At 31.4% G+C, this 22909-nt stretch carries 26 protein-coding genes and 1 riboswitch; of the genes, 20 read left to right on the top strand and 6 right to left on the bottom strand.

Features of this window, described 5'->3' with window-relative positions:
* The first annotated feature begins 29 nt into the window (after positions 1-29).
* The 13 genes from V6251_RS09500 to thiD all read left to right on the top strand — a co-directional run bounded on the left by V6251_RS09500 (position 30) and on the right by thiD (position 9257).
* Positions 30-1001 (top strand): M23 family metallopeptidase, encoded by a 972-nt coding sequence (locus V6251_RS09500; protein WP_341588034.1) that lies wholly within the window; start codon positions 30-32, stop codon positions 999-1001.
* Entirely contained in the window at positions 1001-1330 is a 330-nt protein-coding gene (locus V6251_RS09495; protein ID WP_341588033.1) for a MerR family transcriptional regulator, read from the top strand. Before V6251_RS09500 ends, V6251_RS09495 begins: the two co-directional genes overlap by 1 nt.
* 11 nt (positions 1331-1341) lie before the next feature.
* Positions 1342-1941, top strand: a complete 600-nt coding sequence (locus tag V6251_RS09490) for a LemA family protein (protein ID WP_145002966.1) — start codon at positions 1342-1344, stop codon at positions 1939-1941.
* Positions 1942-1945: 4 nt separating this feature from the next.
* Positions 1946-2389 carry a TPM domain-containing protein gene (locus V6251_RS09485; RefSeq protein WP_145002969.1) on the top strand — a complete coding sequence of 148 codons (444 nt, stop codon included), beginning with the start codon at positions 1946-1948 and terminating at the stop codon, positions 2387-2389.
* A gap of 53 nt (positions 2390-2442) precedes the next feature.
* Positions 2443-3255, top strand: coding sequence for a TPM domain-containing protein (locus tag V6251_RS09480; RefSeq protein WP_341588163.1), 813 nt, complete (start codon positions 2443-2445; stop codon positions 3253-3255).
* Between the two features lie 72 nt (positions 3256-3327).
* Positions 3328-3891 (top strand): Crp/Fnr family transcriptional regulator, encoded by a 564-nt coding sequence (locus V6251_RS09475; protein ID WP_341588032.1) that lies wholly within the window; start codon positions 3328-3330, stop codon positions 3889-3891.
* 67 nt (positions 3892-3958) lie between these two features.
* Positions 3959-4567 carry a short chain dehydrogenase gene (locus V6251_RS09470; RefSeq protein ID WP_341588031.1) on the top strand — a complete coding sequence of 203 codons (609 nt, stop codon included), beginning with the start codon at positions 3959-3961 and terminating at the stop codon, positions 4565-4567.
* Positions 4568-4715: 148 nt separating this feature from the next.
* Positions 4716-5552: a hypothetical protein gene (locus V6251_RS09465; protein WP_341588030.1), complete on the top strand. Its 837-nt coding sequence runs from the start codon at positions 4716-4718 to the stop codon at positions 5550-5552.
* A gap of 44 nt (positions 5553-5596) precedes the next feature.
* Positions 5597-6166 carry a hypothetical protein gene (locus V6251_RS09460; protein ID WP_341588029.1) on the top strand — a complete coding sequence of 190 codons (570 nt, stop codon included), beginning with the start codon at positions 5597-5599 and terminating at the stop codon, positions 6164-6166.
* Between the two features lie 72 nt (positions 6167-6238).
* A riboswitch (TPP riboswitch) is annotated at positions 6239-6331 on the top strand.
* A 79-nt stretch (positions 6332-6410) separates the two neighbouring features.
* Positions 6411-7181 carry a hydroxyethylthiazole kinase gene (gene thiM / locus V6251_RS09455; RefSeq protein WP_341588028.1) on the top strand — a complete coding sequence of 257 codons (771 nt, stop codon included), beginning with the start codon at positions 6411-6413 and terminating at the stop codon, positions 7179-7181.
* Positions 7181-7825: a thiamine phosphate synthase gene (gene thiE, locus V6251_RS09450; protein WP_341588027.1), complete on the top strand. Its 645-nt coding sequence runs from the start codon at positions 7181-7183 to the stop codon at positions 7823-7825. The genes thiM and thiE overlap by 1 nt, the downstream gene beginning before the upstream one ends.
* On the top strand, positions 7801-8454 hold the full coding sequence (gene tenA, locus V6251_RS09445; RefSeq protein WP_341588026.1) for a thiaminase II: 654 nt from the start codon (positions 7801-7803) through the stop codon (positions 8452-8454). The genes thiE and tenA overlap by 25 nt, the downstream gene beginning before the upstream one ends.
* The gene (thiD, locus tag V6251_RS09440; protein ID WP_341588025.1) at positions 8442-9257 is read left to right on the top strand and encodes a bifunctional hydroxymethylpyrimidine kinase/phosphomethylpyrimidine kinase; all 816 of its coding nucleotides are present in this window, start codon (positions 8442-8444) and stop codon (positions 9255-9257) included. Before tenA ends, thiD begins: the two co-directional genes overlap by 13 nt.
* 135 nt (positions 9258-9392) lie before the next feature.
* Here the strand turns inward: thiD and V6251_RS09435 are convergent, their stop codons facing one another.
* Complete coding sequence (locus tag V6251_RS09435) at positions 9393-12176, bottom strand: TonB-dependent receptor (RefSeq protein ID WP_341588024.1); 2784 nt, start codon at positions 12174-12176, stop codon at positions 9393-9395.
* A gap of 115 nt (positions 12177-12291) precedes the next feature.
* Positions 12292-13602 carry a ribosome biogenesis GTPase Der gene (gene der / locus V6251_RS09430; protein ID WP_145002996.1) on the bottom strand — a complete coding sequence of 437 codons (1311 nt, stop codon included), beginning with the start codon at positions 13600-13602 and terminating at the stop codon, positions 12292-12294.
* Positions 13603-13700: 98 nt separating this feature from the next.
* On the opposite strand from der, the gene V6251_RS09425 reads away from it, so the two are divergent.
* Positions 13701-14198: a GTP-binding protein gene (locus tag V6251_RS09425; protein ID WP_341588023.1), complete on the top strand. Its 498-nt coding sequence runs from the start codon at positions 13701-13703 to the stop codon at positions 14196-14198.
* Between the two features lie 60 nt (positions 14199-14258).
* Here the strand turns inward: V6251_RS09425 and V6251_RS09420 are convergent, their stop codons facing one another.
* The 3 genes from V6251_RS09420 to V6251_RS09410 all read right to left on the bottom strand — a co-directional run bounded on the left by V6251_RS09420 (position 14259) and on the right by V6251_RS09410 (position 17243).
* Positions 14259-15788, bottom strand: a complete 1530-nt coding sequence (locus tag V6251_RS09420; protein ID WP_341588022.1) for a choice-of-anchor I family protein — start codon at positions 15786-15788, stop codon at positions 14259-14261.
* Positions 15789-15875: 87 nt separating this feature from the next.
* Complete coding sequence (gene era, locus V6251_RS09415) at positions 15876-16757, bottom strand: GTPase Era (RefSeq protein ID WP_341588021.1); 882 nt, start codon at positions 16755-16757, stop codon at positions 15876-15878.
* Between the two features lie 27 nt (positions 16758-16784).
* Positions 16785-17243 carry an RNA methyltransferase gene (locus V6251_RS09410; protein WP_341588020.1) on the bottom strand — a complete coding sequence of 153 codons (459 nt, stop codon included), beginning with the start codon at positions 17241-17243 and terminating at the stop codon, positions 16785-16787.
* A gap of 144 nt (positions 17244-17387) precedes the next feature.
* Between V6251_RS09410 and V6251_RS09405 the strand changes: the two genes are divergently transcribed.
* Positions 17388-18185 carry a DUF6503 family protein gene (locus tag V6251_RS09405; protein WP_341588019.1) on the top strand — a complete coding sequence of 266 codons (798 nt, stop codon included), beginning with the start codon at positions 17388-17390 and terminating at the stop codon, positions 18183-18185.
* A gap of 1 nt (position 18186) precedes the next feature.
* Positions 18187-18762, top strand: coding sequence for a DUF2911 domain-containing protein (locus V6251_RS09400; RefSeq protein ID WP_341588018.1), 576 nt, complete (start codon positions 18187-18189; stop codon positions 18760-18762).
* 88 nt (positions 18763-18850) lie between these two features.
* Here the strand turns inward: V6251_RS09400 and V6251_RS09395 are convergent, their stop codons facing one another.
* Complete coding sequence (locus tag V6251_RS09395; protein WP_341588017.1) at positions 18851-19234, bottom strand: hypothetical protein; 384 nt, start codon at positions 19232-19234, stop codon at positions 18851-18853.
* An 83-nt stretch (positions 19235-19317) separates the two neighbouring features.
* Here V6251_RS09395 and xerA point away from each other — a divergent pair, with 83 nt between their 5' ends.
* The 4 genes from xerA to V6251_RS09375 all read left to right on the top strand — a co-directional run bounded on the left by xerA (position 19318) and on the right by V6251_RS09375 (position 22652).
* Positions 19318-20448, top strand: coding sequence for a site-specific tyrosine recombinase/integron integrase (gene xerA / locus V6251_RS09390; protein WP_341588016.1), 1131 nt, complete (start codon positions 19318-19320; stop codon positions 20446-20448).
* Between the two features lie 124 nt (positions 20449-20572).
* Positions 20573-21295 carry a Fic family protein gene (locus tag V6251_RS09385; protein WP_341588015.1) on the top strand — a complete coding sequence of 241 codons (723 nt, stop codon included), beginning with the start codon at positions 20573-20575 and terminating at the stop codon, positions 21293-21295.
* A 157-nt stretch (positions 21296-21452) separates the two neighbouring features.
* On the top strand, positions 21453-22088 hold the full coding sequence (locus V6251_RS09380) for a hypothetical protein (protein WP_341588014.1): 636 nt from the start codon (positions 21453-21455) through the stop codon (positions 22086-22088).
* A gap of 90 nt (positions 22089-22178) precedes the next feature.
* On the top strand, positions 22179-22652 hold the full coding sequence (locus tag V6251_RS09375; protein WP_341588013.1) for a hypothetical protein: 474 nt from the start codon (positions 22179-22181) through the stop codon (positions 22650-22652).
* Positions 22653-22909 lie beyond the last annotated feature (257 nt).

Here is a 22909-nt window from a genome sequence, read left to right as displayed (position 1 = left end):
GTAATTGCAAAAATAGTATAAATTAGATAATGAGTAAGGTAAAATATTATTATGATTCTGAAACGCTCTCTTATAAAAAAATAGAGCGCAAAAAAAGACGCACATTTAAGTTTGTAACACTATTCTTAGTTGCTGCTGCTTTGTTTGGTTTTTTATTTGTTTTTATTGGTGGTCATTATTTTGAATCTCCTAAAGAAAAAGCATTAAAGCGTGAGTTAACCAATCTAGAACTACAGTTTGACTTACTTAACAAAAAAATGGAAGAGGCTGAAACGGTCTTAGCCAATATTGAAGATCGTGACAACGCCATTTACAGGTTATATTTTGAAGCAAATCCAATCCCAGAAGAACAAAGAAAAGCAGGATTTGGTGGTGTAAACAGATACAAAAAACTAGATGGTTACGATAATTCAGAATTAATTATTAGCAGTTCAAAACGCATAGATAAACTATTAAAACGTATTGTCGTACAGTCCAAATCTTTAGATGAAATTGCGGTTTTAGCTGAAGAAAAAGAAAAACTATTACGAGCAATACCTGCTATACAACCTGTTAGTAACGAAGACTTAACACGAATGGCTTCTGGATATGGTATGCGATCAGACCCTTTTACAAAACTAAGAAAAATGCATTGGGGAATGGATTTCACCTCACCAAGAGGCACACCTGTCTACGCATCTGGTGACGGAATTGTGGAGCGTGCAGACAGTAATTCTGCTGGATACGGAAACCACATTAGAATAGATCATGGTTATGGTTATGTATCCTTATACGCACACTTGTTTAAATATAATGTCCAAAAAAACCAGCGTGTAAAGCGTGGTGATTTAATAGGTTTTGTGGGTAGTACAGGACGCTCTGAAGCACCACACCTACATTACGAAATATTTAAAGATGGAGAACGTATTAACCCAATTAACTTTTACTATGGTAGTTTAACACCAGAAGAGTTTAATAAGTTATTAGAACGTGCTTCACTTGAAAACCAATCTTTAGATTAATGATTATAGACCTTCCAGAAAAACGGTATTACACCATAGGTGAAGTTGCTAAAGCATTTGATGTAAATACATCCTTAATCCGATTTTGGGAAAAAGAATTTGACGAGCTAAAGCCAAAAAAAACAGCAAAAGGCAATCGAAAATTTACACCTGAAGATATTAAAAACCTTCAACTAATTTTTCATTTAGTGAAAGAACGTGGGTTTACTTTAGAAGGTGCAAAAATTCATTTAAAAGAAGAAAGAAAAAAAACACTTGATAATTTTGAAATTATAGCTAAATTGGAAGGTGTAAGAGATCAACTAATCAAACTAAAAGAACAACTTTAAAACCAACAATTATGAAAAAATGGCTTGTACCAGTAATTATTATTGCAATAATTGCTTTTAGCTTATACAAATGGGCAGTAGGAATAAACAATACAGCAGTAACTTTAGAAGCTAATGCAAAAACTGCATGGTCTAATGTAGAGAGCACCTACCAAAGACGTAATGATTTATATAGTAGTGTAATTAAAACGGTTCAAGGATCTGCTGACTTTGAAAGAAAAACGTTAAACGAAGTTATTGCAGCACGTGCTAAAGCTACGTCTGTAAATATTGATGCTAGTAATTTAACTCCAGAAAAAATGGAAGCTTTTCAAAAAGCACAGAGTGAATTAAGTGGATCTTTTAGTAGACTTATTGCCTCTTTTGAAAGATATCCAGAATTAAAAACTACAGAACAGTTTAAAGAATTTATCTCTCAACAAGAAGGTACTGAAAACCGAATAAATGTTGCTAGAGATAGATATAATGAAGAAGTAAACAAATATGATATTTATACTTCTAAATTCCCTAACAGCTTATTAACAGGATGGTTTGGATTTAAAGAAATGGCTAGATATAAAGCTGATCCAGGATCTGAAAACGTACCTGATGTAGAATTTAAATTTGACTAAAAACATGATACCTGAAGACGTAGAATCTTTTCTATCCACTACCGAAGAACAAGAAATTGTTGAGGCTATACGTATAGCAGAAGACCATACGTCTGGAGAAATCCGTGTGCATATTGAAAACACTTGTAATGACAACCTTGAAGGTCGCGCATTACAAGTGTTTTCTGTTTTAAAAATGCATAATACTAAAGACAGAAATGGTGTTTTAATTTACGTTGCTGTTAACGACCACAAATTTGGAATTTATGGAGATAAGGGTATTAACGATGTTGTGACTAAAGATTTTTGGGACAACACCAAGTTAATTATCCAAAATCAATTTAAAAATGGTCAGTTTAAACAAGGGTTAGTAGATGGTATTTTACATGCTGGCCAACAACTAAAAACCCATTTTCCAGTCCAAGACAATGACACTAACCAGTTGACAAATACGATCTCTAAAGGATGAAATTAAAAAACCAACGGTTAGCAGTTTTTAAGCAATCTATAAAACAGTATACGATGCCAATAATTGCATTATTACTGTTACTATCGTTTAGCACAAGTTTTGCACAATTTAAAATACCAGAAAAGCCAAGCCTATCAAAAGGTGGACAAACTAGTGTCTATGATTATGCAAATTTGTTATCTGCAAGTGAGAAAAGCACTTTAGAAAACAAATTAATAAAATACTCTGATACAACCTCAACACAAATTGTAGTTGCCATAATAGCATCTACTGATGGAGAATACATTAATTATTTAGGCACACAATGGGCACATGCTTGGGGAATTGGTCAAGAAAAAGAAGATAATGGTGTATTTATTTTATTGGCTAGAGATGACCGTAAAATAAATATTAGTACAGGTTATGGAGTAGAGCATTTGTTAACAGACGCTATGTCACGTCGTATTATAGAAAGAGATATAATCCCATACTTTAAGCAAAATAATTACTATGGAGGCTTAAATCGTGGTGCTGATGCTATTTTTGAAGTCTTAACTGGAGCATATCAAGGCTCTAGACAGAGCACCAATGCAGGAGACTTCCCTATAGGACTTATATTCTTTTTATTTATTGTGTTTGTCATCATACTAATATCTGTATCTAAAAACCAAAAAGGTGGTAATGGTACAGATAACTTTGGAGGTGGTAGCAACACGACACGAAGTATTTTAGAAGCGATCATTTTAAGTAACTCTGGACGTGGAGGTTACAGAAGCGGTTCCGGAGGATTTGGAGGTGGTTTTGGAGGCTCATCAGGAGGAGGTGGATTTGGTGGAGGCTTCGGTGGAGGTGGCTTTGGAGGTGGAGGCGCCTCTGGAGGTTGGTAAGATTATATTTTATAACGGTTTTATATATCTGTATTAGCGGTAATTTGAGCATACCAAATATCAAAGAAAGAAATGAACGAATATTTAAAATCATTTAATTTATTTACAGACATAGAGATTAATGATTTCTTGAAGTTATCTCAACCTATTTTATTAAAAAAGGGCGATTTATATATTAATAGTAATGAAATTTGCAATTCTATAGCTTTTGTAAAAAGTGGAATTTTTCGTTCCTATTATTTTTCAAATAATGACGATGAAATCACTTATTGTTTCACTTTTCCAAATAAACTATTAATGGCTTATTCTTCATTTATTTCACAAAAAAAATCTGAAGAAAATATTCAAGCTCTAACAGATGCTGAAATAATTTCAATACCAAAAGCATCGTTAGAAAATTTAGCGAAATCAAATAGTAATTGGTTGCGTTTTTTGAAAATTATTGCCGAAAAAGAATATGTAGAATTAGAAAAATGGATATTTAACCATCAAAAAGATAAAGCGCAGCAACGCTATTTAGATTTAATTACAACACAACCCGAATATATCAAAGAAATTCCATTGCATTATATAGCTTCTTACCTAGGCGTTACACAACGTCACCTTAGTCGAATAAGGGCTAATATTACGTATTAGACAAATGTCCTCTTCCTAAACCTTTAGTGCTTCATAAATTTGCATATAATTTAAAAACAGATATTATATGAAAACAATAATTTTAATTGGAGCAAACGGAAAAATGGGACAAGCTGCTCTTACAGGTCTAGGAAAACACAAAGTTATAACTGCTGGACGCTCTACAGATAGCTATGACTATCAAGTTGACATTACTAGCGAAGAATCCTTAAGAAAGCTTTTCAAAGACGTAGGACATTTTGATGCTGTTGTAAATACTGTTGGTGTATGTGAATATGCAAATTTTACAGAAATGACAGAAGAACAATGGATGAGTACCATTTTAAGTAAAATGATGGGACAAATCAATATTGTTCGTATAGGACAAGAATACATTGCAGATAACGGTTCTTTCACATTAATTACGGGAATTCTAAATGTTAAACCAATTCCATTTGCTATAGCAGACGCAACTACAAGTGGAGCAATTGATACATTCGTTAAATGTGTTGCATTTGAAATGCCAAGAGGTATTCGTGTTAACTCTATAAACCCAACTGTTTTAGAAGAAGCTTGGGATGTTTATGGTGAAATGATGCCTGGTTTTGAGCCAGTTCCTGGAAAATTAGTAGGTAAAGCTTTTGAACGCTCGGTTGATGGGTTTATTACTGGTCAAGTAATTTTTGTAGATGCCTAAATAAATACTACCTCAAAACAGTATATAATTTATTGCTAAGTCCTCACCTATTTATAAAAGTTAGTGAGGACTTTTTATTTAGCTATTATTTACTAAATTAGTTACTTAAATCACGCAACAAACCATATACATCAACGTTGTTCCAAAAATGAGAAAAATCCATTTAATATTATTAATCTTAATAACCGTATCAAGTTGTAAAACTTTTGATTACAAAAGTAGATTTGAAGAAAAATATATAGGCAATCCAAAGAAAATCCAAATCACATTTTATGATGTAATTGAAATTGATGACACCTTAAAAAAAGGAAAAATGAAATATTCAGAAATTTCATTCTTTGATAAAAAAAATAGAATATTCAAAGATTATAGTATAAATTCTAAAGGAGACACAATCGGAAAAAAATGTGAACGAATATTTAATAAAAAAGAACTTACTATCAAAAGCGTTTGTTATACAGATTCTACTGAAAATATTCTTTCTATTTATAAGTTACATAAGAATTTCAAAAAAAGCACATTTGAATTTTATAGTAACAATAAATTATCTAGAAAAAGAATTTTTAAATACGCATCAAACAAAATTGATTATGTTGATTTTGGTTATAACAAAAACAATAAACTCAAAGATAAAACACTTATAATTCACGATAAAAAAGGTAGAATAATTAAATCTACAAGTTACAATCTAGACGACAATAGTATTAAAAATATCATTGAGCATAAGCATGACAAAAACGGGAATGAATATGAACAAAACTGGTATAAGAAAGGAAAAAAACTTTTCACTTCTTACACTAACAGAAAATTTGACGACAGAAATAATTATATTTATGGAGAAAAACTATTTTTCAAAAATTCAGATACTATAAAATCTACTACAACAATAGAATATAAATATGATAAAAAAGGGAATGTTATTTATAAATTAATTAAGACGCACAACCAACCATCTCTCATAGAGGAAAGAAAAATAACTTATTAAACACGCAACAAACCATATACAAACACGTTTTGCACAATTAAAAAATGACACGTCAAATCAGAGATAAACTAATTTATGAAAATCAAGAATATTATCTTAATACTGAACTAATAGAACTCTACTTTCGACAACATCCAGAAAAACGTCCTAAATTTGAAATAAGTTGTAGTGCTTTGTGGAGAGGATACGTTGCGATATTTGAAATCAAGAATAATAAGCTTCTAATTAAAGAACTAGATTGGTCGACTGACATAAATTTTAATATGCAATCACTTCGAGAAGAATTATTTCCAAATAACAAGTTTGAATGGTATTCTGGACTTATAAGAATTGATGAATTTAGAGGAGAATTTGACAAAGAACCTGAAAACGGAATATTTGAATATTTGGAGATTGAAAACGGAAATTTGATACAGAAAAGAACATTCAATTTTGAGGAACTTCAAAGATTTAAGAAAGATCAATATGACTATTTTTTATTGTCTGATGAAGTAGAAAGTCTTTATGAATTTTGGGAAAGAAATAATGAAAATGGCGTTATTAATAAAGAAAGCGTTAATAAAATCATTTTGAAAAACATAATGGAATACACTCAAAAAGTATACGTTGAATAAAATCATATTCAACAATTTAATCAATTAACAAATGAACTATATAGACAAATTCAAACAAAAAAAGTAACTTTACAAAATCGTTAGGGGTGCCCAAATATGGCTGAGATTATACCCTATGAACCTGATATGTTTAACAACAGCGGAGGGAAACGAGCCTTGTACATAATTGCATATATAATTATACAAGCCACTTTCGCAGCTACGAAAGTGGCTTTTTTTATTATAAAAATTGACAATAAATACTATGTCTAAAAAACAACAACTCAACAAGATTTTAAATGAATTAAAAGCACAGGCACCTTTAGTTCATAACATCACCAACTATGTCGTAATGAACACTACTGCCAATGCATTACTTGCTATTGGCGCATCACCAGTAATGGCTCATGCAATTGAAGAGGTCGAAGAGATTACTTCCATTGCTTCAGCTTTAGTAATTAATATGGGAACATTAAGCCCAAAGTGGGTTGAAGCAATGGAATTAGCTATTAAAAAAGCAAACCAACTTAATATACCAGTTGTTTTTGACCCTGTAGGTGTAGGCGCTTCTTCATACAGAACTGAAACTGCTTTAAGCATTATAGAAAAATACAAACCTTCGGTTATTAGAGGGAATGCATCAGAAATTTTAGCATTAACTCAATTAAGCAAAAAGACTAAAGGTGTTGATAGTACAATAAGTTCAGAAAATGCATTAAATGCAGCTAAAAAGCTTTCCAAAAAATTAAATAGTACCATTGTTATAAGTGGTGCTGTAGATTATATTATTACAGGAAACCTTATTGATAAAGTAACCAAAGGAAAACCTATTATGGCCAAAGTTACCGGAATGGGTTGCACTGCTACTAGCATCATTGGATCTTGTGTAGCAGTAAACCCAAACTACCATGTGGCTTCACATATGGCAATGGAATTAATGGGAAAAGCTGGAAATATGGCTGATAAAATATCACATGGTACTGGAACTTTTCAAGTAAATTTTCTTGATGCTTTATACCAAATTTCTAATAAATAATGAAACAGCAAGATTATTCTCTAATGTATGTTACTGATGAACGAATAACGGATAATACAGCGTTTTTAAATATTTTAGAATCTAGTTTAAAAGGTGGCGTGAGCATAGTTCAACTAAGAGAAAAAAAACTAAATACAAAAGCGTTTTATAATCGAGCATTAGCTGTTAATAAGCTTTGTTTAAAATATAATATTCCACTTATTATTAATGACAGAATAGATATTGCTTTAGCCATAGATGCTGATGGTATTCATATTGGTCAAAAAGATTTGCCTGCTCCTATTGCTAGGAAGCTATTAGGAAAAAATAAAATTATAGGTTGGTCTGTAAGTAATGTAAAACAAGCTTTAGAAGCTAACAATTTAGACGTGAATTATATTGGTATATCTCCAATTTTTAATACAAACACAAAAACTAAAGATTTAGACTTGCCTTTAGGTATTGAAGGCTTAAAAGAAATAAAAAAAATATGCAATAAACCCATTATTTGTATTGGAGGTATCAACAACAATAACACCGCAAGTATAATACAAAATGGATCTGATGGCATAGCAATAGTTTCGGCTATTTCACAAGCTGACAATCCAAAACAAGCAACAGCACAATTAAAAAAAATTATATGTCAAACTGGTACGAAAAAATAAATTTAAAAACAGCACACATTTTAGAACAAATAAAAGCACATAATTTTATACAAGAGCTTATGGCTGGAACGCTTCCAAAAGACGTATTTTATTTTTATATAAATCAAGACGCTATTTATTTATCAGAATACAAAAAGATTCTAGCACAAATAGGTATAAAATGTTTAGATGAAAATGATACACAGTTTTTTTTGAATGCAGCCACAGGAATCATAAATGTAGAAAATGCCTTGCATCAAAATTTTCTTAATCAAAAAACTATTACAAACGAAGCTTCAATTACATGCGAACTATATATAAGTTACTTATCGCGTATGGTACATACTAAATCTTTAGAAGAAGGTCTTGCAGCTGTGCTTCCATGTTTTACTATTTACCAACAAATAGGAGATTATATTTTAGCCAATCAAACAAATAAAAATAATAATCCTTACCAAGCTTGGATAAACACTTATGGAGGTGAAGCGTTTGCAAATTCAGTTAAAAACGCTATTGAAATAACTAACAAGCATACCATTAAAGCATCAGAAGAAAGTTTAAATAACATGAATAAAGCTTTTGAAAAAGCTTCAAAATTAGAATGGATGTTTTGGGATAGTGCTTATAATAAAGAATCATGGAAAATATAAAAACACCCTACAAAAGTGTATTAACGATTGCAGGTAGTGACTCTGGTGGTTGCGCAGGAATACAGGCTGACATTAAAAGTATTTCGGCATGTGGTACATTTGCAGCAAGTGTTATTACTGCATCTACAGCGCAAAACACAAAAGGTGTCTTTGATATACATCCAATGCCTATTTTGCATATTGAAAAACAACTGGATGCTGTGTTTTCTGACATTAATTTTGATGCCATAAAAATAGGCATGCTCCATTCTTGTGAAGTTATTGAGTTAGTTGGTATAAAATTATCTCAATACAATGCCAAAAACGTTGTAATAGATCCTGTTATGATAGCCACATCAGGAGACAAGTTAATTACAGACCAAGCTATAGATTGCTTAAAAAAATTATTACCAAAAGCATTACTTATTACACCAAATAGCAAGGAGGCAGAAACATTAATTGGATATGCAATTAATACAAATAATACTAAAACTGCTGCAAAAGATATTGGCCTAACGTTTAAAACATCTGTATTATTAAAAGGTGGTCATTTAGTAGATACTTCAGACGATATGTTTGATGTATTGTACAATTATTCAACTGATACATTATCTGTGTTTAAAAACCCAAGAATAAACACAAATAATACACATGGTACTGGTTGTAGTTTATCTTCAAGCATAGCTGCATTTTTAAGCAAAAACGATGACTTAGAATATGCTGTTAAGCAAGCTTGTGAATATATAAACGTGGCTATTGCTAATGGGAAAAACAAAATTTTAGGAAAAGGAAATGGTCCTATAAATCACTTTGGATTAAAATAACTGCATGAACTAAAAATACTAAACCATTATTAACAATCCACATTAATTAATCACATATTATACAACACAAAAGCAGCTTACGTTTTAAGGTAAGCTGCTTTTTTTATTATAGACTTTATGTAGGTTATGGATTAATTAATCCATGTAATACATACCATTATCTCTAGTTTCTCCCTTAGATCCTAAACTGTTAAACTTCCAACTAAAGTTAAGCATAAAGTATTGACGTAATACAGTACTTTGCGTATCCTGTATATAGTCGTTAGTAGCTGTACGTCTTGCGTTGGTATTTTGATTTAATAAATCATAAACTTTTAGCGTAACTAACCCTTTATCTTTTAATACTGAATACGCTACACTAGCATTCCAAAACCAAGCATCTTTTTGAAAACCATCTGCGATGTTAGGATTATAATTATAGGTAATATCATTTCGCCATTCTAAACCTTTTGGAAGAAAAAATGCAGTATTTAAATCTAAATTATGAGACGTAAAGTTTCTGTCTTCAAAAGCTTCAATATCGTATTTGTTATTTGTAAATGAAATACGGTAACGTGGTTTAAACTCAAAAATAGTATTATAAACATAATCAATCCCAAAGTTTGGATTAAATACCAATACATTACTTGCGTATTGCACATCGTTATTATAGTTTATATTTTTTGAAAAATTTGACCAGTTACCAATTTTAAATCTTACAGATTGTAAAGAGTCTATTTTAAACTTTTTACTATAATCCAATCCAAAATACCCACTTTGATTACCGTCTACATTGTCATAAGTAGTAATACGTTTTAAAGTTGCTGGATCAATTGTTGTTCTAGACACGACTGCATTTTGGCTTCTAGAAATATTAGCATACATGTAAAAACCAGAACGTTCTTGCCAATTATAAGCATTAAAGCCCATGTAAAAACTATGCTCATTAGTTGGCTCTAGATTAGGATTACCAACAACTGTATTTAATGGATTGGACACGTCTTCAAACGCTTGTAATTGTCTTAAAGATGGTGGTCTGTTAGACAACCTATAATTGGCATAAATAGAAGCCTTTTTACTAAATCTATAGTTAAAATTAGACCTTAGCTCGACTGCTTTAAAATCTCTTTCAACATTAAATTGCGGTCTTAATCCATCTTGATTTTTTAATGTTCTAGACACATAATCTGCACCTAGTCTTGCAGACCATTTTTCTTTACGATAGCTTAAACTTACTCCAGGAGCACTCTTAATATCTGTGTATTCAAAATCTGTACTTAACAGTTCATTAAAAGCATCATAATTATCTGTACCAGAGTTGTAATCAAAGGTACTTTGTTTGTTTTCGTCTTTATTACGTTGGTATTCATAATCAAAACTTACAAAAAATTCTTTTTCAATAATTGGCAATCTATAGCTTATGTCAGTTTGTAAATTGTTGCTTGAGTTATCACCATCAGTAAATTGGTTTCGGTTAATAGTTTCTGGACTTGATCCAAACACTTCGGTATTAGAATTTATAAAGTCTTCACTTTCGCTATTATTAAAACTGTTGTCCAAACCAAATCTTAAAAAGGCACCTTTAGTACCAAACTTTTTAGTGACACTAATTTCATTTGAAAAGTTTTTAACGCGATTATCTACAAAGGATGATAGTGAGGATTGGTTAGTTAATGTTCTATCTTCATCTAAAGTTTCGTCTTGGCTAGTATAATCTGTTGTACTTTTTGAGTAAGCAAAAGATGGTTTGATATTTATAAAAAATGTGGTATCGATTTTTATTTCAAAATCCGAATTTACAGTATGACTTTGTGTATCGTTATTTGAGCGAGATCTAGAATTAGAAAAATATCTAGAATCTGATAAAATAGTTTCCCTTTGCGAAGACGTTTCGTTTTCAGAGTTACTGTTTGAGAAAAAATAATCTGCAGCAACTTCTGTTTTTTCGCTTAAAGCATCTGCATAATTGGCTCCTGCTAATTTAGAGGTTGTAATCCCTTGACCACCTCCAAATTGTCTTCCGTTAATACTAAAAGAACCATTGCTATCCCAACTTCGGCTTCCACCACTACCAAACATTTTTTCGATTTCACCAAAACTAAATCCTGGCGAGTTTATGTTGTTACCTCCAACCAAAACGCTAATACGTTGGTCGTTGTCAAACCTATTAAACATTCCGGCAAACTCATACCTTTTATCTGTACCAACTCCAGCTGCAACACGTCCAAAAACACCTTTATTGTTTTCTTCTTTTATGGTTAAGTTTATGGTTTTGTTTTCTTTATCTCCTTCTTCTCCTGTAAAGGCTTCACTTTTTGTTTTGGTATCAACAACTTGGATTTTTTCAATAATCTCTTTAGTTAAGTTTTTTATTGTAATAGAAGGATCGTTTCCAAAAAAGGGTTTACCATTTACCAATATTTTATTAACCTCTTTACCGTTAACTTTAATCTTACCTTCTTCGTCAATTTCGACGCCTGGTAGTTGTTTTAGTAAATCCTCTACGGTTGCGTCTTTTTTGGTTTTAAATGAATTTACATTAAACTCTAAAGTATCTTTTTTAATAGTTACAGGAGCTGAAGACTTGATAACTACCTCATCTAAGGCATTACTAATTTGCAAATTAATTTTACCTAAATCAATAGTTCCGCCTTTAGTAATATCTATTTTTTTCTTGTAAGATTGGTAACCTACATAAGACACTAGTAGGTTTAAACTTTCTAATGCGCTAGCATCTTCTAAGCTAAAAGACCCATCTTTATCTGTAATAGTATAAGTTACTAAACTACTATCCTTGACACGCTCTAGATATACAGTTGCGGCTTCTAAAGGTGTTTGATCTAAGTCATCAAACACCTGACCTTTAATATTAAATTCTTTGGATTGACTAAATGAAAAAATGGTACACAAAAGTGCACTGATGATGAACAGGTTACGCATTGGTTTTTGGTTGATGTTATAAAGCCTGATTAGCAGCTTTTTATTTTTTACAAAAACGAAAGTAACCTTGTAAAATTATCTTTAGTCTTAAAAGAAACTTAAAATTTACTTAAAATTATTTTTTACGCATGTAAACGCTAATTGGCACACCTTTAAAGTCATACAACTCACGTAATTTGTTTTCTAAATAACGCTTGTATCCTTCACGCACATATTGTGGTAAGTTACAGAAAAAAGCAAATTGCGGTTGTGGTGTTGGCAATTGCATTACGTATTTAATTTTAACAAATTTACCTTTATAAGCTGGTGGTGGATAATTATCTATAATAGGTAATAAAGTCTCATTAAGCTCGCTAGTTTTGATACGTTTAGATCGGTTTTGGTACACCTCAACAGCAGTTTCAATAGCTTTATAAATACGTTGCTTAGTTAATACCGAAATAAATACAATTGGCACATCAGTAAAAGGCTCTAATTGTGTTTTAATGTATTTTTCAAATTCAATAGTTGACTTGTGGTCTTTTTCTACTAAATCCCATTTGTTAATTAGCACTACAATACCTTTTCTGTTACGTTGTGCTAACCAAAATATATTTTGTACTTGTCCATCAAATCCTCTGGTAGCATCAACTACTAAAAGACAAACGTCAGAATGCTCGATAGCACGTACGCTTCGCATTACAGAGTAAAACTCTAAGTCTTCTTTTACCTTAGATTTTTTTCTAATTCCAGCAGTATCTACTAGATTAAATTCAAATCCAAAACGGTTATATTTTGTATCAATAGAGTCTCTGGTTGTACCAGCTATATCTGTAACAATATATCTATCTTCACCAATTAAGGCGTTTATAAACGATGATTTTCCTGCATTAGGACGACCAACTACTGCAAAACGTGGTATAGCATCTACTTCCTCTTCCTCCTCTTCTACTTCTGGTAATGCTGCTACTAAAGCATCTAATAAATCTCCTGTACCACTTCCGTTAATACTAGCAATAGTGTGGTATTCACCAAGTCCTAAGTTATAAAACTCGACAGCGTCTTCTTCACGCTTACCATTATCTACTTTATTAACTACTAAAAAGACAGGTTTTGTAACTTTACGCAGTAATCTTGCAACATCCTCATCCATTCCTGTTACACCATCTTCCACATTTACCATAAAAATAATGGCATCTGCTTCTTCAATAGCTAAAACAACTTGTTTATCGATTTCTGCTTCAAAAACATCATCACTTCCTTTTACATATCCTCCTGTATCGATTAACGAAAATTCTTTTCCGTTCCAATCACTTTTACCATAATGTCTATCTCTTGTAACACCACTAACAGCATCTACAATTGCCTCACGACGTTGAATTAAACGATTAAAAAAAGTTGATTTACCAACATTTGGTCTTCCTACAATAGCTACTATATTACCCATATCTTTGTTTTTTTATGCATTACATATCCTGTAAGCGAGTGCAAAGGTAGTGTTTAGTTTGAGAAAAAATAGTATTTTACTTTCATTATGAGATAATTATGAACGAAAATTTAAATGAAGTCGTGCTGCGTCCACGATTTAAGATAGAATTAGATAGATCACATACGTCTGTTTTAGAAGCTTTTGAAGCTAAACGACTGGACCAGAAGCAATTTATTGTGTCTAGAGTGGATGATCATGTGTTTATTAAATTACCAAAAGCGCAACAACAATTTTGGTCACCACAATTACATTTAGAGATAAATGATCTAGAAAACAACAAAAGTCAATTGTATGGGCTTTTTGGTCCTAATCCTACGGTTTGGACATTATTTATGTTTTTACATTTTTTAGTCGCTGGATTATTTATAGCATTTTGTATTTGGGCTTACTCCAATTATGCCTTAAAAGTAGACTATCAATTACAAGTTTGGGGACTAATTGGTATGATTATACTATGGTTTTTGTTATATTTTTCTGGTCGTTTAAGCAAAACGTCCAACCAAAAAGAAATGACAGCACTTTACACGTTTATGAGTAGTGTTTTAGATGAATAAAAAAAAGCTTCAGTACACACTGAAGCTTTTTTTTAAAAATTCGATTATATCTTATATATCTTATTGTTGATTTTCGTAAAATGATACTGTACCACTATCCTCGTTAGACACAACTAGCAAGTCTTTTCCTGTTGGACTATCTGCTGCAGGAATAACTAACAGACCTTCTGGAGCCTCGTCACCAGCATGTGATAAAATGGATAAAAACACAGGTGCATTTGGATTAGTAATATCATACACCATAATTTGGTCTGTACGCTCTAAACCAACAAATAAAATATAACGTTGGTTACCAATATTTAAAACTTCAACACTTTCTGGTTCTGCACCTTTATCATCACTTCGTTTATCCTCATCATTAAAAGTTTCTGGTGTAGCTGCTAAAGTTTGCATTGCAATACTATTACCACTATCATACACTAAAGCACCATTTGCACTCCAGATAGAAAACGAACGTGCACCATAACTATACAAATAGTCATAATCACCATCGTTATCAATATCGCCTTCTGTCAACATCACATTTAGACGACCTAAATTTGCTTCATTTTGATAATCCTCTGACACTGGAAACATTGTAGCATCTAAAGTCAAATCTTTAACTCTGTCAATGTCTATAAATCCAGGAGTACCTTCATATTCTCTTGCATCACCTTCATTAGCAGAAATTACATAATCTGTTCCGTTTATTCTAACAGATACAATAGCATCTGGTTGGTACAAACCTCTAACTGGCCAATTTTTTAGTTGGGTTACGCCATCCTCATTACTAGCATCCAAACTATTTTGAGGTAACATGTGGTCTTTATAACCTAAAGGAAAAATAGCTTCAATGGTTTTTGTTAACAGGTTAATTTTTGCAATTCCGTTATTTTCTTGAAGCGATACCCAACCTGTCTGCGAGTCTTCAGATACTGTAATATATTCTGGCTCGACGTCTTTTGCTAGATCTGCATTTAATCCTGTTACTCTAAAATGATTGGCCTCCAAAGCAGCCTCTTGGCTATTAAAACTTGTAAAATCTAAAGTGGTAACTGTGTTATTATTTAAATCGATAATACTTACCGTTCCCATGGGATCGTTGGTATAATTTGCATTTGGCTCGCCTTCATTAGCTGATAAAATAAAATTACCATCTTTAGAAAACGTAACCATATCTGGTAACGCACCAACTGTATAGGTATTATTTAAAGAGGCATCAGCGGTATTATACACTCTTATTTGTCCTGGATTTTGTTTAATTGAAGCCTCAACAGCTACTGCTAACTTACCATCAAAAACTGCTACACTATTAGGTGCACCAAAACCACTTAAGCTAATGGATGCTTCTTGCATTGGTAGTTCTAAATCTGAAAGGTTGTAAATAGAAATCTCATTACTTTCGGCATTAGTAACAAACAACTTTTTTGTTGTTTTATCATATGCAGAAATTTCGGCAGCAGCCTCACCTCCAACATTAATTGTGGTTTTATAAGTAAAATTAACTGCTGTATTTACTGTTGGTAAATCTACTGAAGCGTCATCATCGTTTGCACAATGGAATAATGTTAAGACTGAAAATAATAGTACTGACTTTTTTAAATGTTTCATTTTTAGTTGGTTTTTTTATAAACCATAAAAGTGAAACATCAAGTTTAACCTAAAGTTAAGTCAAAGCAACGATTACATTAAAATATGCTACTGATTGTAACCAAAACGTTTTAACTGACGTTGATTGCTTCTCCAATTTTTATTAACTTTTACATAAAGCTCTAAGTGAATTTGCTTACCAAAGAATTTTTCTAGATCCTTTCTAGCCTCTACACCTACACGTTTTAAAGCGCTTCCTTTATGTCCAATAATAATCCCTTTTTGGGTTTCGCGCTCCACCATAATTACAGATCTTACTCTAATTATTTGGTCTTCTTCAAAAAACTCTTCCGTATCAATCTCTACTGCATAAGGGATTTCCTTTTTATAATGCATTAAGATTTTTTCACGAATGGTTTCGTTTATAAAAAAGCGTTCTGGCTTGTCTGTTAATTGATCCTTTGGATAAAAGGCTGGTGATTCTGGCAATAATTCGATAATACGATCAAAAACCTCTTTTACATTAAACCCTTCTAAAGCCGAAATAGCAATAATCTCTGCATTTGGAACTTTAGTAGACCAAGATTGCACTTGCTCTTCTAACTGCTCTTGATTAGATTTATCTATTTTGTTTAGTAACAGTAACACCGGAATTTTAGCATTGGTAATTTTATTAAAAAACGCTTCATCTTTTAATTCTTTTTCACCAATCTCGACCATATAAATAAGGATATCTGCATCATCAAAAGCAGACTTAACAAAATCCATCATAGAGGCTTGCAGCTCGTAAGCTGGTTTTATAATTCCTGGTGTATCACTTAGTATCACCTGAAAATCTTCACCATTAACAATCCCTAAAATCCTGTGTCTTGTGGTTTGTGCCTTAGAGGTAATAATGGACAATTTTTCGCCTACAAAGGCATTCATAAGTGTTGACTTACCTACGTTTGGGTTACCAATAATATTTACAAAACCTGCTTTATGTGCCATCTTAATCTTATTTAATAGACCGCAAAGTTACGACCTTGGTTTGTTTATTCCTCTATCATACATCACAATACTTCCTGCAACAGATACATTTAAGCTTAATTGCGACTTAAATTTAACCAAAAAATGGCTTTTTTCTATCGCTTGTTTAGATAATCCATGATCCTCTGCACCTAATAAATAGACACAACGTCTAGGATGATGGAAGGTTTCTAGATCCACTGCTGCATCATCCAGCTCTACACCTACTAATCGCGCACCTTTAGGGATGTTATCATAAAAATCCTGAAAAGTATCATAATGAAAATATGGCATTGACTTGACTGCATTATGCGTATCGCAAGCTTGTTTAGCATATCTATTACCAATTGTAAAAATATAGCTTGCGCCTAAATTTTGTGCAGTACGCCAAAGGACACCTAAGTTTTCTGGTGTTTTTCCGTTTTGGATACCTATACCAAAATATTCGTTTTCAAAATTATCTACCATGTTACAAAAGTAAAATTTTTAAGTAAATTTTAAACACTTAGTATTACATATCCAAGGTGGAAGCTGTCATAAAGTTTTACTAATTAACTGAAAGGTCTTGTTTTTAAAACGACAAAAATTGTAATTTCATCTAAAAATTAACCAATGACCATTGTAAGACCTGTTATTTTTTTACTGCTATTAGTGCTAATTACCTCTTGTAAAGATGATAATACTAGCAAAACCACAACAGATATAGATAGTACAATTGTAGCTACAACTACCCTTAGTAAAGCAGAGCAAATTATAAATAAAACTATTTTGGCTCATGGTGGCGATTTATACCAGACTGCACATTATGGTTTTACTTTTAGAGACAAGCAGTATCAATTTAAAAATGAAGGCTCTAATTATAAGTACACTAAAACGTATATAAAGGACAACGATACGATCCAAGATATGTTGACTAACACCACATTTTCAAGACTTGTAAATAATAAAGAAGTTACACTAACGGAAAAGGAAATTGTGGATGGCTCAGGAGCGATAAACTCGGTTATTTATTTTGCTATGTTACCTTACAAATTAAATGATCCTGCTGTTAACGCTAGTTATATTGAAGCTACTACTATAAAAAACAAAGACTATGCAGTCATACAAATTACTTTTAATGAAGCAGGTGGTGGACAAGACTTTGACGACCAGTTTTTTTATTGGATAAATAAGGACACTAATAAAATTGACTATTTAGCTTACAGTTATCATGTCAATGAAGGTGGTGTAAGATTTAGAAGCGCTTATAACAGTCGTGTTATTGATGGCATAACGTTTCAGGATTATATAAATTATAAAGCAGATGTTGGTACAGCATTACAAACGCTACCTAGATTATATGAAGCTGATGCGCTTACAAGACTTTCAGAAATAAAAACCGAGAACATAATTAATTTAAACAAAAACTAAAATGAAAAAATTACTATTTATTATCGCAGTTGTATTAACAGGAACGACTGTCAATGCACAAGAATTTGCTAAAATGGACAAAAGCCCAATGGATCGTGCCTATTATCCAGAAAACGCACCAAAACGAGCGTTTGAAAAAGATGAAGCTAAGCAAGCCGCAATGGAGCCACAAATTAGAGTAACTTACTCTAGACCTGCAAAAAAAGGGAGAGACATTTTTGGAGGTTTATTAAAATTTGGAGAAGCATGGCGAGTTGGTGCTAATGAGTCTACTGAGATATTATTTTTAAACGATGTTACTGTTGGCGGAAAAACGGTAAAAGCTGGAAGATATTCTATAATAATCATCCCTACTGCTAACGAGTGGACACTTAAACTAAATACTGGTTTAGATGGTTGGGGAAATTACGGTTATGACGCTAGTAAAGATGTTGCTAGTGTAAGCGTAGCTGTTACTGAAAGTGATACAGAAATTGAAAACCTGTCTATCGCGTTATACGAAGCATCTAAAAACACAGTACACTTAAAAATTGGATGGGATACTACTGTTGTAGAGTTTCCTATTACTTTAAAATAAGACTTAATTGCTAAAAAAAGCCTCGCAAATTGCGAGGCTTTTTTTTTGTTTAAACGCTATTTATATACTATATAATTTTATACTACAGTTACTTTTTAAGCATATAATCCTGCCATTTTACCAATACGTACTTCTCTATTCCGCTCTCCTTTTTTTTCATAAAACCAAACTCGTAAACAAACAAATACACCTCGTCTTTATTGTTTTTCCAGTAATGGGTAAAAAAATTTGGATCAAAACCTAAATCCAATAATACGTTAGTTCTAACTGTAACTTTTCCTGCTTTATTATAAATTTTTAGAATACGCCTATTTAGCTTTAATTGTTTGTCTACACGACTATAAAATTTAGGTGTATCCTCTATCATTTTTTGATAATGAAAAGAGCTTTTGCAATAAGCATCACAAAATTTTTTATCCGATCGTCCTGACACCTCTTTATTACAAGACAGACATGTTTTGCTTTTTTCCATAAAACAGAATATATAGCAGTTATTTATACGTTTATTAAACGTTTAATATACAACTATTTACATAAATAAAAGTAATATTGGCTATGGAACTAAAAAAACATATTACACTAAAACATCTTTTAATAGATAATAAAAAATTTATTGGACTACAATTTTACTCTGATAAGGTATTAAATTCTTTAATAAAAGAATTACCAGATTTACAATGGACAGACGAGTTTAATATGCATTATATTGAAAACACAACAAATAACTTAAGTGCAATATTTGATTTATTTAGAGGTGTTGCCTGGATTAATGGAAAATACTTCTTTCAGACTACCAAATCCAAACAATTGGATGAAGAATTTAATGTAGAATGGTACAGAAAACGAGACTTACCCGAAAATTTAAAATCGTGTCCAGAATCTTATTTTCAAAAATTAGAATTAAAAAGATACGCTAATAACACAGTAAAATCCTACGTGTCTTGTTTTGAAAGATTTATAAACTACCATAAAAACAAAGATATAGATAGCTTAAATGAAGTAGACATACGCAACTACATACAAGTGTTAATACAGAGCAAGCACTCCAACTCCTACATTAATCAAGCTATTAATAGTATAAAGTTTTATTATGAAGTTGTTTTAGGCATGCCAAACCGGTTTTATGCAATTGAAAGACCAAGGAAAGAAGCCAAATTACCAATTGTATTATCCAAAATAGAAGTATTAAAAATCATTGAATCCACAAACAACTTAAAACATAAATGTATTGTAAGCTTACTCTATTCGGCTGGATTACGTCGAAGCGAATTATTAAGTTTAAAACCAAAAGACATTGATAGCAAGCGTATGGTAATAAAAGTTTTAGGATCCAAAGGAAATAAAGATCGCTACACGTTATTATCCCATAGCATATTACAAGATTTAAGACAATATTTTAAGCAATACCAACCAAAAGACTATCTATTTGAAGGTGTTAGAGGTCAAAAATATAATGCAAATAGTGTTTACAAAATTGTAAGTAATGCAGGTGTAAAAGCAGGAATAAAAGTTAAAGTTTCTCCGCATGTGTTAAGACATAGTTTTGCAACGCACCTCCTGGAATCTGGCACAGATTTAAGATACATACAGATACTACTTGGCCATAACTCGTCAAAAACCACAGAAATTTACACTCATGTTGCCACAAATACTTTTAACTTAATAAAAAATCCGTTAGATTTGTAGGTATATATAATAGGAATAAACTCCCTTGGGAGTTTATTCAATTGTTGCCCGTAATTTAAAAGCAACAATCTGAGAAAAGAATGAAAAGAAAAAAGTATCTTCGTTAATAGAAATTAATAAAAAAATGAAACTTTTAGAAACACTACAAGAAGAAAAATCAAGCAATCTAAAAGGTGGAATTTACCACAAAACTCAAGTAAGACTTACTTATAATACAAACAGAATTGAAGGCAGTAAATTATCTGAAGAACAAACAAGATATATTTATGAAACAAATACCTTATTTACAGAAAAAGGAGAAAATACAGCAAATATTGACGATATTATTGAAACTGTAAATCACTTTCAATGTTTCGATTATATGCTTAAAATAGCAAAAGAACCTTTATCAGAAGAACACATTAAAGAGTTTCATAAAATTTTAAAATTAAATACTTCTGACGCAAAAAAAGAATGGTTCAATGTTGGAGCATATAAATTAAAACCAAATATTGTTGGTGGAATTGAAACTTCTAAACCAAGTGAGGTAGAAAATGATATTCGTAAATTATTAAAAAGTTATAACGAAAAAATTAATTTTGAGGTTTTTGATATTATAAATTTTCATTATGAATTTGAGACAATACATCCTTTTCAAGATGGAAATGGAAGAGTTGGAAGGCTAATAATGTTTAAAGAATGTTTAAAAAATAACATTGTTCCTTTTATAATTGAAGATGAATTTAAATTTTTCTATTACAGAGGTCTATTTGAATATACAAAAATAAAAGGTTATTTGATTGACACCTGTCTATCGGCACAAAATAATTATATAGAATTAATGAAATATTTTGAAATTGAAAAATAAAAACTACGGGCAACACCGTATATAATTTATTGCTGGCTCCTTGCCTACTCGCGAAAGTCCTCGCGGACTTTCTTGGTCGGTAATTATTTACTAAATTAGTTGCTAGAAACACGCAACAAACCATATACAATAACGTTACCACACATTAGAGAGCACATTGAGAAATTGGAAAAACATAAAATGGATTTTTGAAAAAGATGGAACTTTAAGGGATATTTATGTCCAAAATATTGAGGTTTCTGATTGGGAAAAACTTATTGAATTATTAAACTCGGAATATAAAATTTTTTACGGAAATAACGAGGAAAATTTTTCAAGCCAAATTGATTTAGATTATGTTAAAAAAACTTTCGCTGACGAAACTGGAGAATTAAAAATCAAGTTTGCGAGAATTGACTTAAATGGAGTTTTAATTGTTTGTCATTTCTTTCTTGAAGATCAAATTGAATTCGATATAAGTCCGAGTGAAATAAAGTCAATTAATGAACTGAATTTGATTTTGGAATTTATGAAATCAGTGAGTAAGAAACTCAATAAAGAAATAACTCTTTGTGGAGAAAATCAACCTGAATTTCCATTAATAAAAATTGACACTAAAAACGGAATTGAAAAAATACTGACTGAAAAAGAGGCTGAAAATATGTGGAAAAAAACTGACCGAAATGTTAGTGAATTCACAAAGTTTAAGTCAAAAATAATAATGAAATACTTTCCGAAAATATTTGAAAGGAAAATTATGAAAAGTGCGAATAGTGAATATAAATCAACACCGAAAGAAAAAAACGTGTGGTAACACCGTATATAATTTATTGCTGGCTTTTTGCCTACTTGCGAAAGTCCTCGCGGACTTTCTTGGTCGGTAATTATTTACTAAATTAGTTGCTTGAAACACGCAACAAACCATATACAACAACGTTGGCAAACATTTGATAACATACTTATGAAAAAAATAATCGGAATTGGAATTTTATTTTTCTTCCTCACATCTTGCGGATATTTATTTCAACTTGAAAATGATAAGAAACTAGCTGAAAAAATTGAAACGGAACTGAACTCTGAAAATGGAACAGTCGATTTTGCTAAAGTCACCGATTTTGAATGGGATAGTTTAATTATTCTCGGACCATACTCTGTAGTGGACGAAATAGAAAAAGAATTTAATTTAAATCTGACAAACATTAGACAAAACGGAATTGAATATTCTGATTTTTATGATTTAGTCGTTTTCTTAAAAGACAAAAAATCTGTAAAGATTGTGGAACTTAAAAGAGCAATGAGTCCTGGAAGAACAGTTATTGATAAAAATAAAAGTACCTTCATCAAAGGAGATGATGGAATAATAAAGTTAGTGGAATAATAACGTTTGCCAACACCGTATATAATTTATTGCTAGTTCTAGCCTACTTACGAAAATCCTCGCGGATTTTCTATTCGGTTTACATTTGCTAAATTAGGTGCTTAAACCACGCAACAAACCATATACAAACACGTTGCCTACAATTACAACGCGCAATTCAAAACGTGTAATACCGAATATAAAAACCACTGATTTCAAGCTTACTTTAATAGTCTTTAGCTAACATAAAGTACACAGTAACCCAATTCAGAATTTTA

Origin of the sequence: Olleya sp. Ti.3.14 (genome assembly GCF_038154885.1) — a bacterium.
GTDB lineage: Bacteria > Bacteroidota > Bacteroidia > Flavobacteriales > Flavobacteriaceae > Olleya.
This window is presented reverse-complemented; position numbering and strand designations above follow the sequence as displayed.

Coding starts and splice junctions, on each gene's coding strand:
- V6251_RS09500 (WP_341588034.1), top strand. CDS start 30: ATGAGTAAGGTAAAATATTATTATGATTCTGAAACGCTCTCTTATAAA.
- V6251_RS09495 (WP_341588033.1), top strand. CDS start 1,001: ATGATTATAGACCTTCCAGAAAAACGGTATTACACCATAGGTGAAGTT.
- V6251_RS09490 (WP_145002966.1), top strand. CDS start 1,342: ATGAAAAAATGGCTTGTACCAGTAATTATTATTGCAATAATTGCTTTT.
- V6251_RS09485 (WP_145002969.1), top strand. CDS start 1,946: ATGATACCTGAAGACGTAGAATCTTTTCTATCCACTACCGAAGAACAA.
- V6251_RS09480 (WP_341588163.1), top strand. CDS start 2,443: ATGCCAATAATTGCATTATTACTGTTACTATCGTTTAGCACAAGTTTT.
- V6251_RS09475 (WP_341588032.1), top strand. CDS start 3,328: ATGAACGAATATTTAAAATCATTTAATTTATTTACAGACATAGAGATT.
- V6251_RS09470 (WP_341588031.1), top strand. CDS start 3,959: ATGAAAACAATAATTTTAATTGGAGCAAACGGAAAAATGGGACAAGCT.
- V6251_RS09465 (WP_341588030.1), top strand. CDS start 4,716: ATGAGAAAAATCCATTTAATATTATTAATCTTAATAACCGTATCAAGT.
- V6251_RS09460 (WP_341588029.1), top strand. CDS start 5,597: ATGACACGTCAAATCAGAGATAAACTAATTTATGAAAATCAAGAATAT.
- thiM (WP_341588028.1), top strand. CDS start 6,411: ATGTCTAAAAAACAACAACTCAACAAGATTTTAAATGAATTAAAAGCA.
- thiE (WP_341588027.1), top strand. CDS start 7,181: ATGAAACAGCAAGATTATTCTCTAATGTATGTTACTGATGAACGAATA.
- tenA (WP_341588026.1), top strand. CDS start 7,801: ATGTCAAACTGGTACGAAAAAATAAATTTAAAAACAGCACACATTTTA.
- thiD (WP_341588025.1), top strand. CDS start 8,442: ATGGAAAATATAAAAACACCCTACAAAAGTGTATTAACGATTGCAGGT.
- V6251_RS09435 (WP_341588024.1), bottom strand. CDS start 12,176: ATGCGTAACCTGTTCATCATCAGTGCACTTTTGTGTACCATTTTTTCA.
- der (WP_145002996.1), bottom strand. CDS start 13,602: ATGGGTAATATAGTAGCTATTGTAGGAAGACCAAATGTTGGTAAATCA.
- V6251_RS09425 (WP_341588023.1), top strand. CDS start 13,701: ATGAACGAAAATTTAAATGAAGTCGTGCTGCGTCCACGATTTAAGATA.
- V6251_RS09420 (WP_341588022.1), bottom strand. CDS start 15,788: ATGAAACATTTAAAAAAGTCAGTACTATTATTTTCAGTCTTAACATTA.
- era (WP_341588021.1), bottom strand. CDS start 16,757: ATGGCACATAAAGCAGGTTTTGTAAATATTATTGGTAACCCAAACGTA.
- V6251_RS09410 (WP_341588020.1), bottom strand. CDS start 17,243: ATGGTAGATAATTTTGAAAACGAATATTTTGGTATAGGTATCCAAAAC.
- V6251_RS09405 (WP_341588019.1), top strand. CDS start 17,388: ATGACCATTGTAAGACCTGTTATTTTTTTACTGCTATTAGTGCTAATT.
- V6251_RS09400 (WP_341588018.1), top strand. CDS start 18,187: ATGAAAAAATTACTATTTATTATCGCAGTTGTATTAACAGGAACGACT.
- V6251_RS09395 (WP_341588017.1), bottom strand. CDS start 19,234: ATGGAAAAAAGCAAAACATGTCTGTCTTGTAATAAAGAGGTGTCAGGA.
- xerA (WP_341588016.1), top strand. CDS start 19,318: ATGGAACTAAAAAAACATATTACACTAAAACATCTTTTAATAGATAAT.
- V6251_RS09385 (WP_341588015.1), top strand. CDS start 20,573: ATGAAACTTTTAGAAACACTACAAGAAGAAAAATCAAGCAATCTAAAA.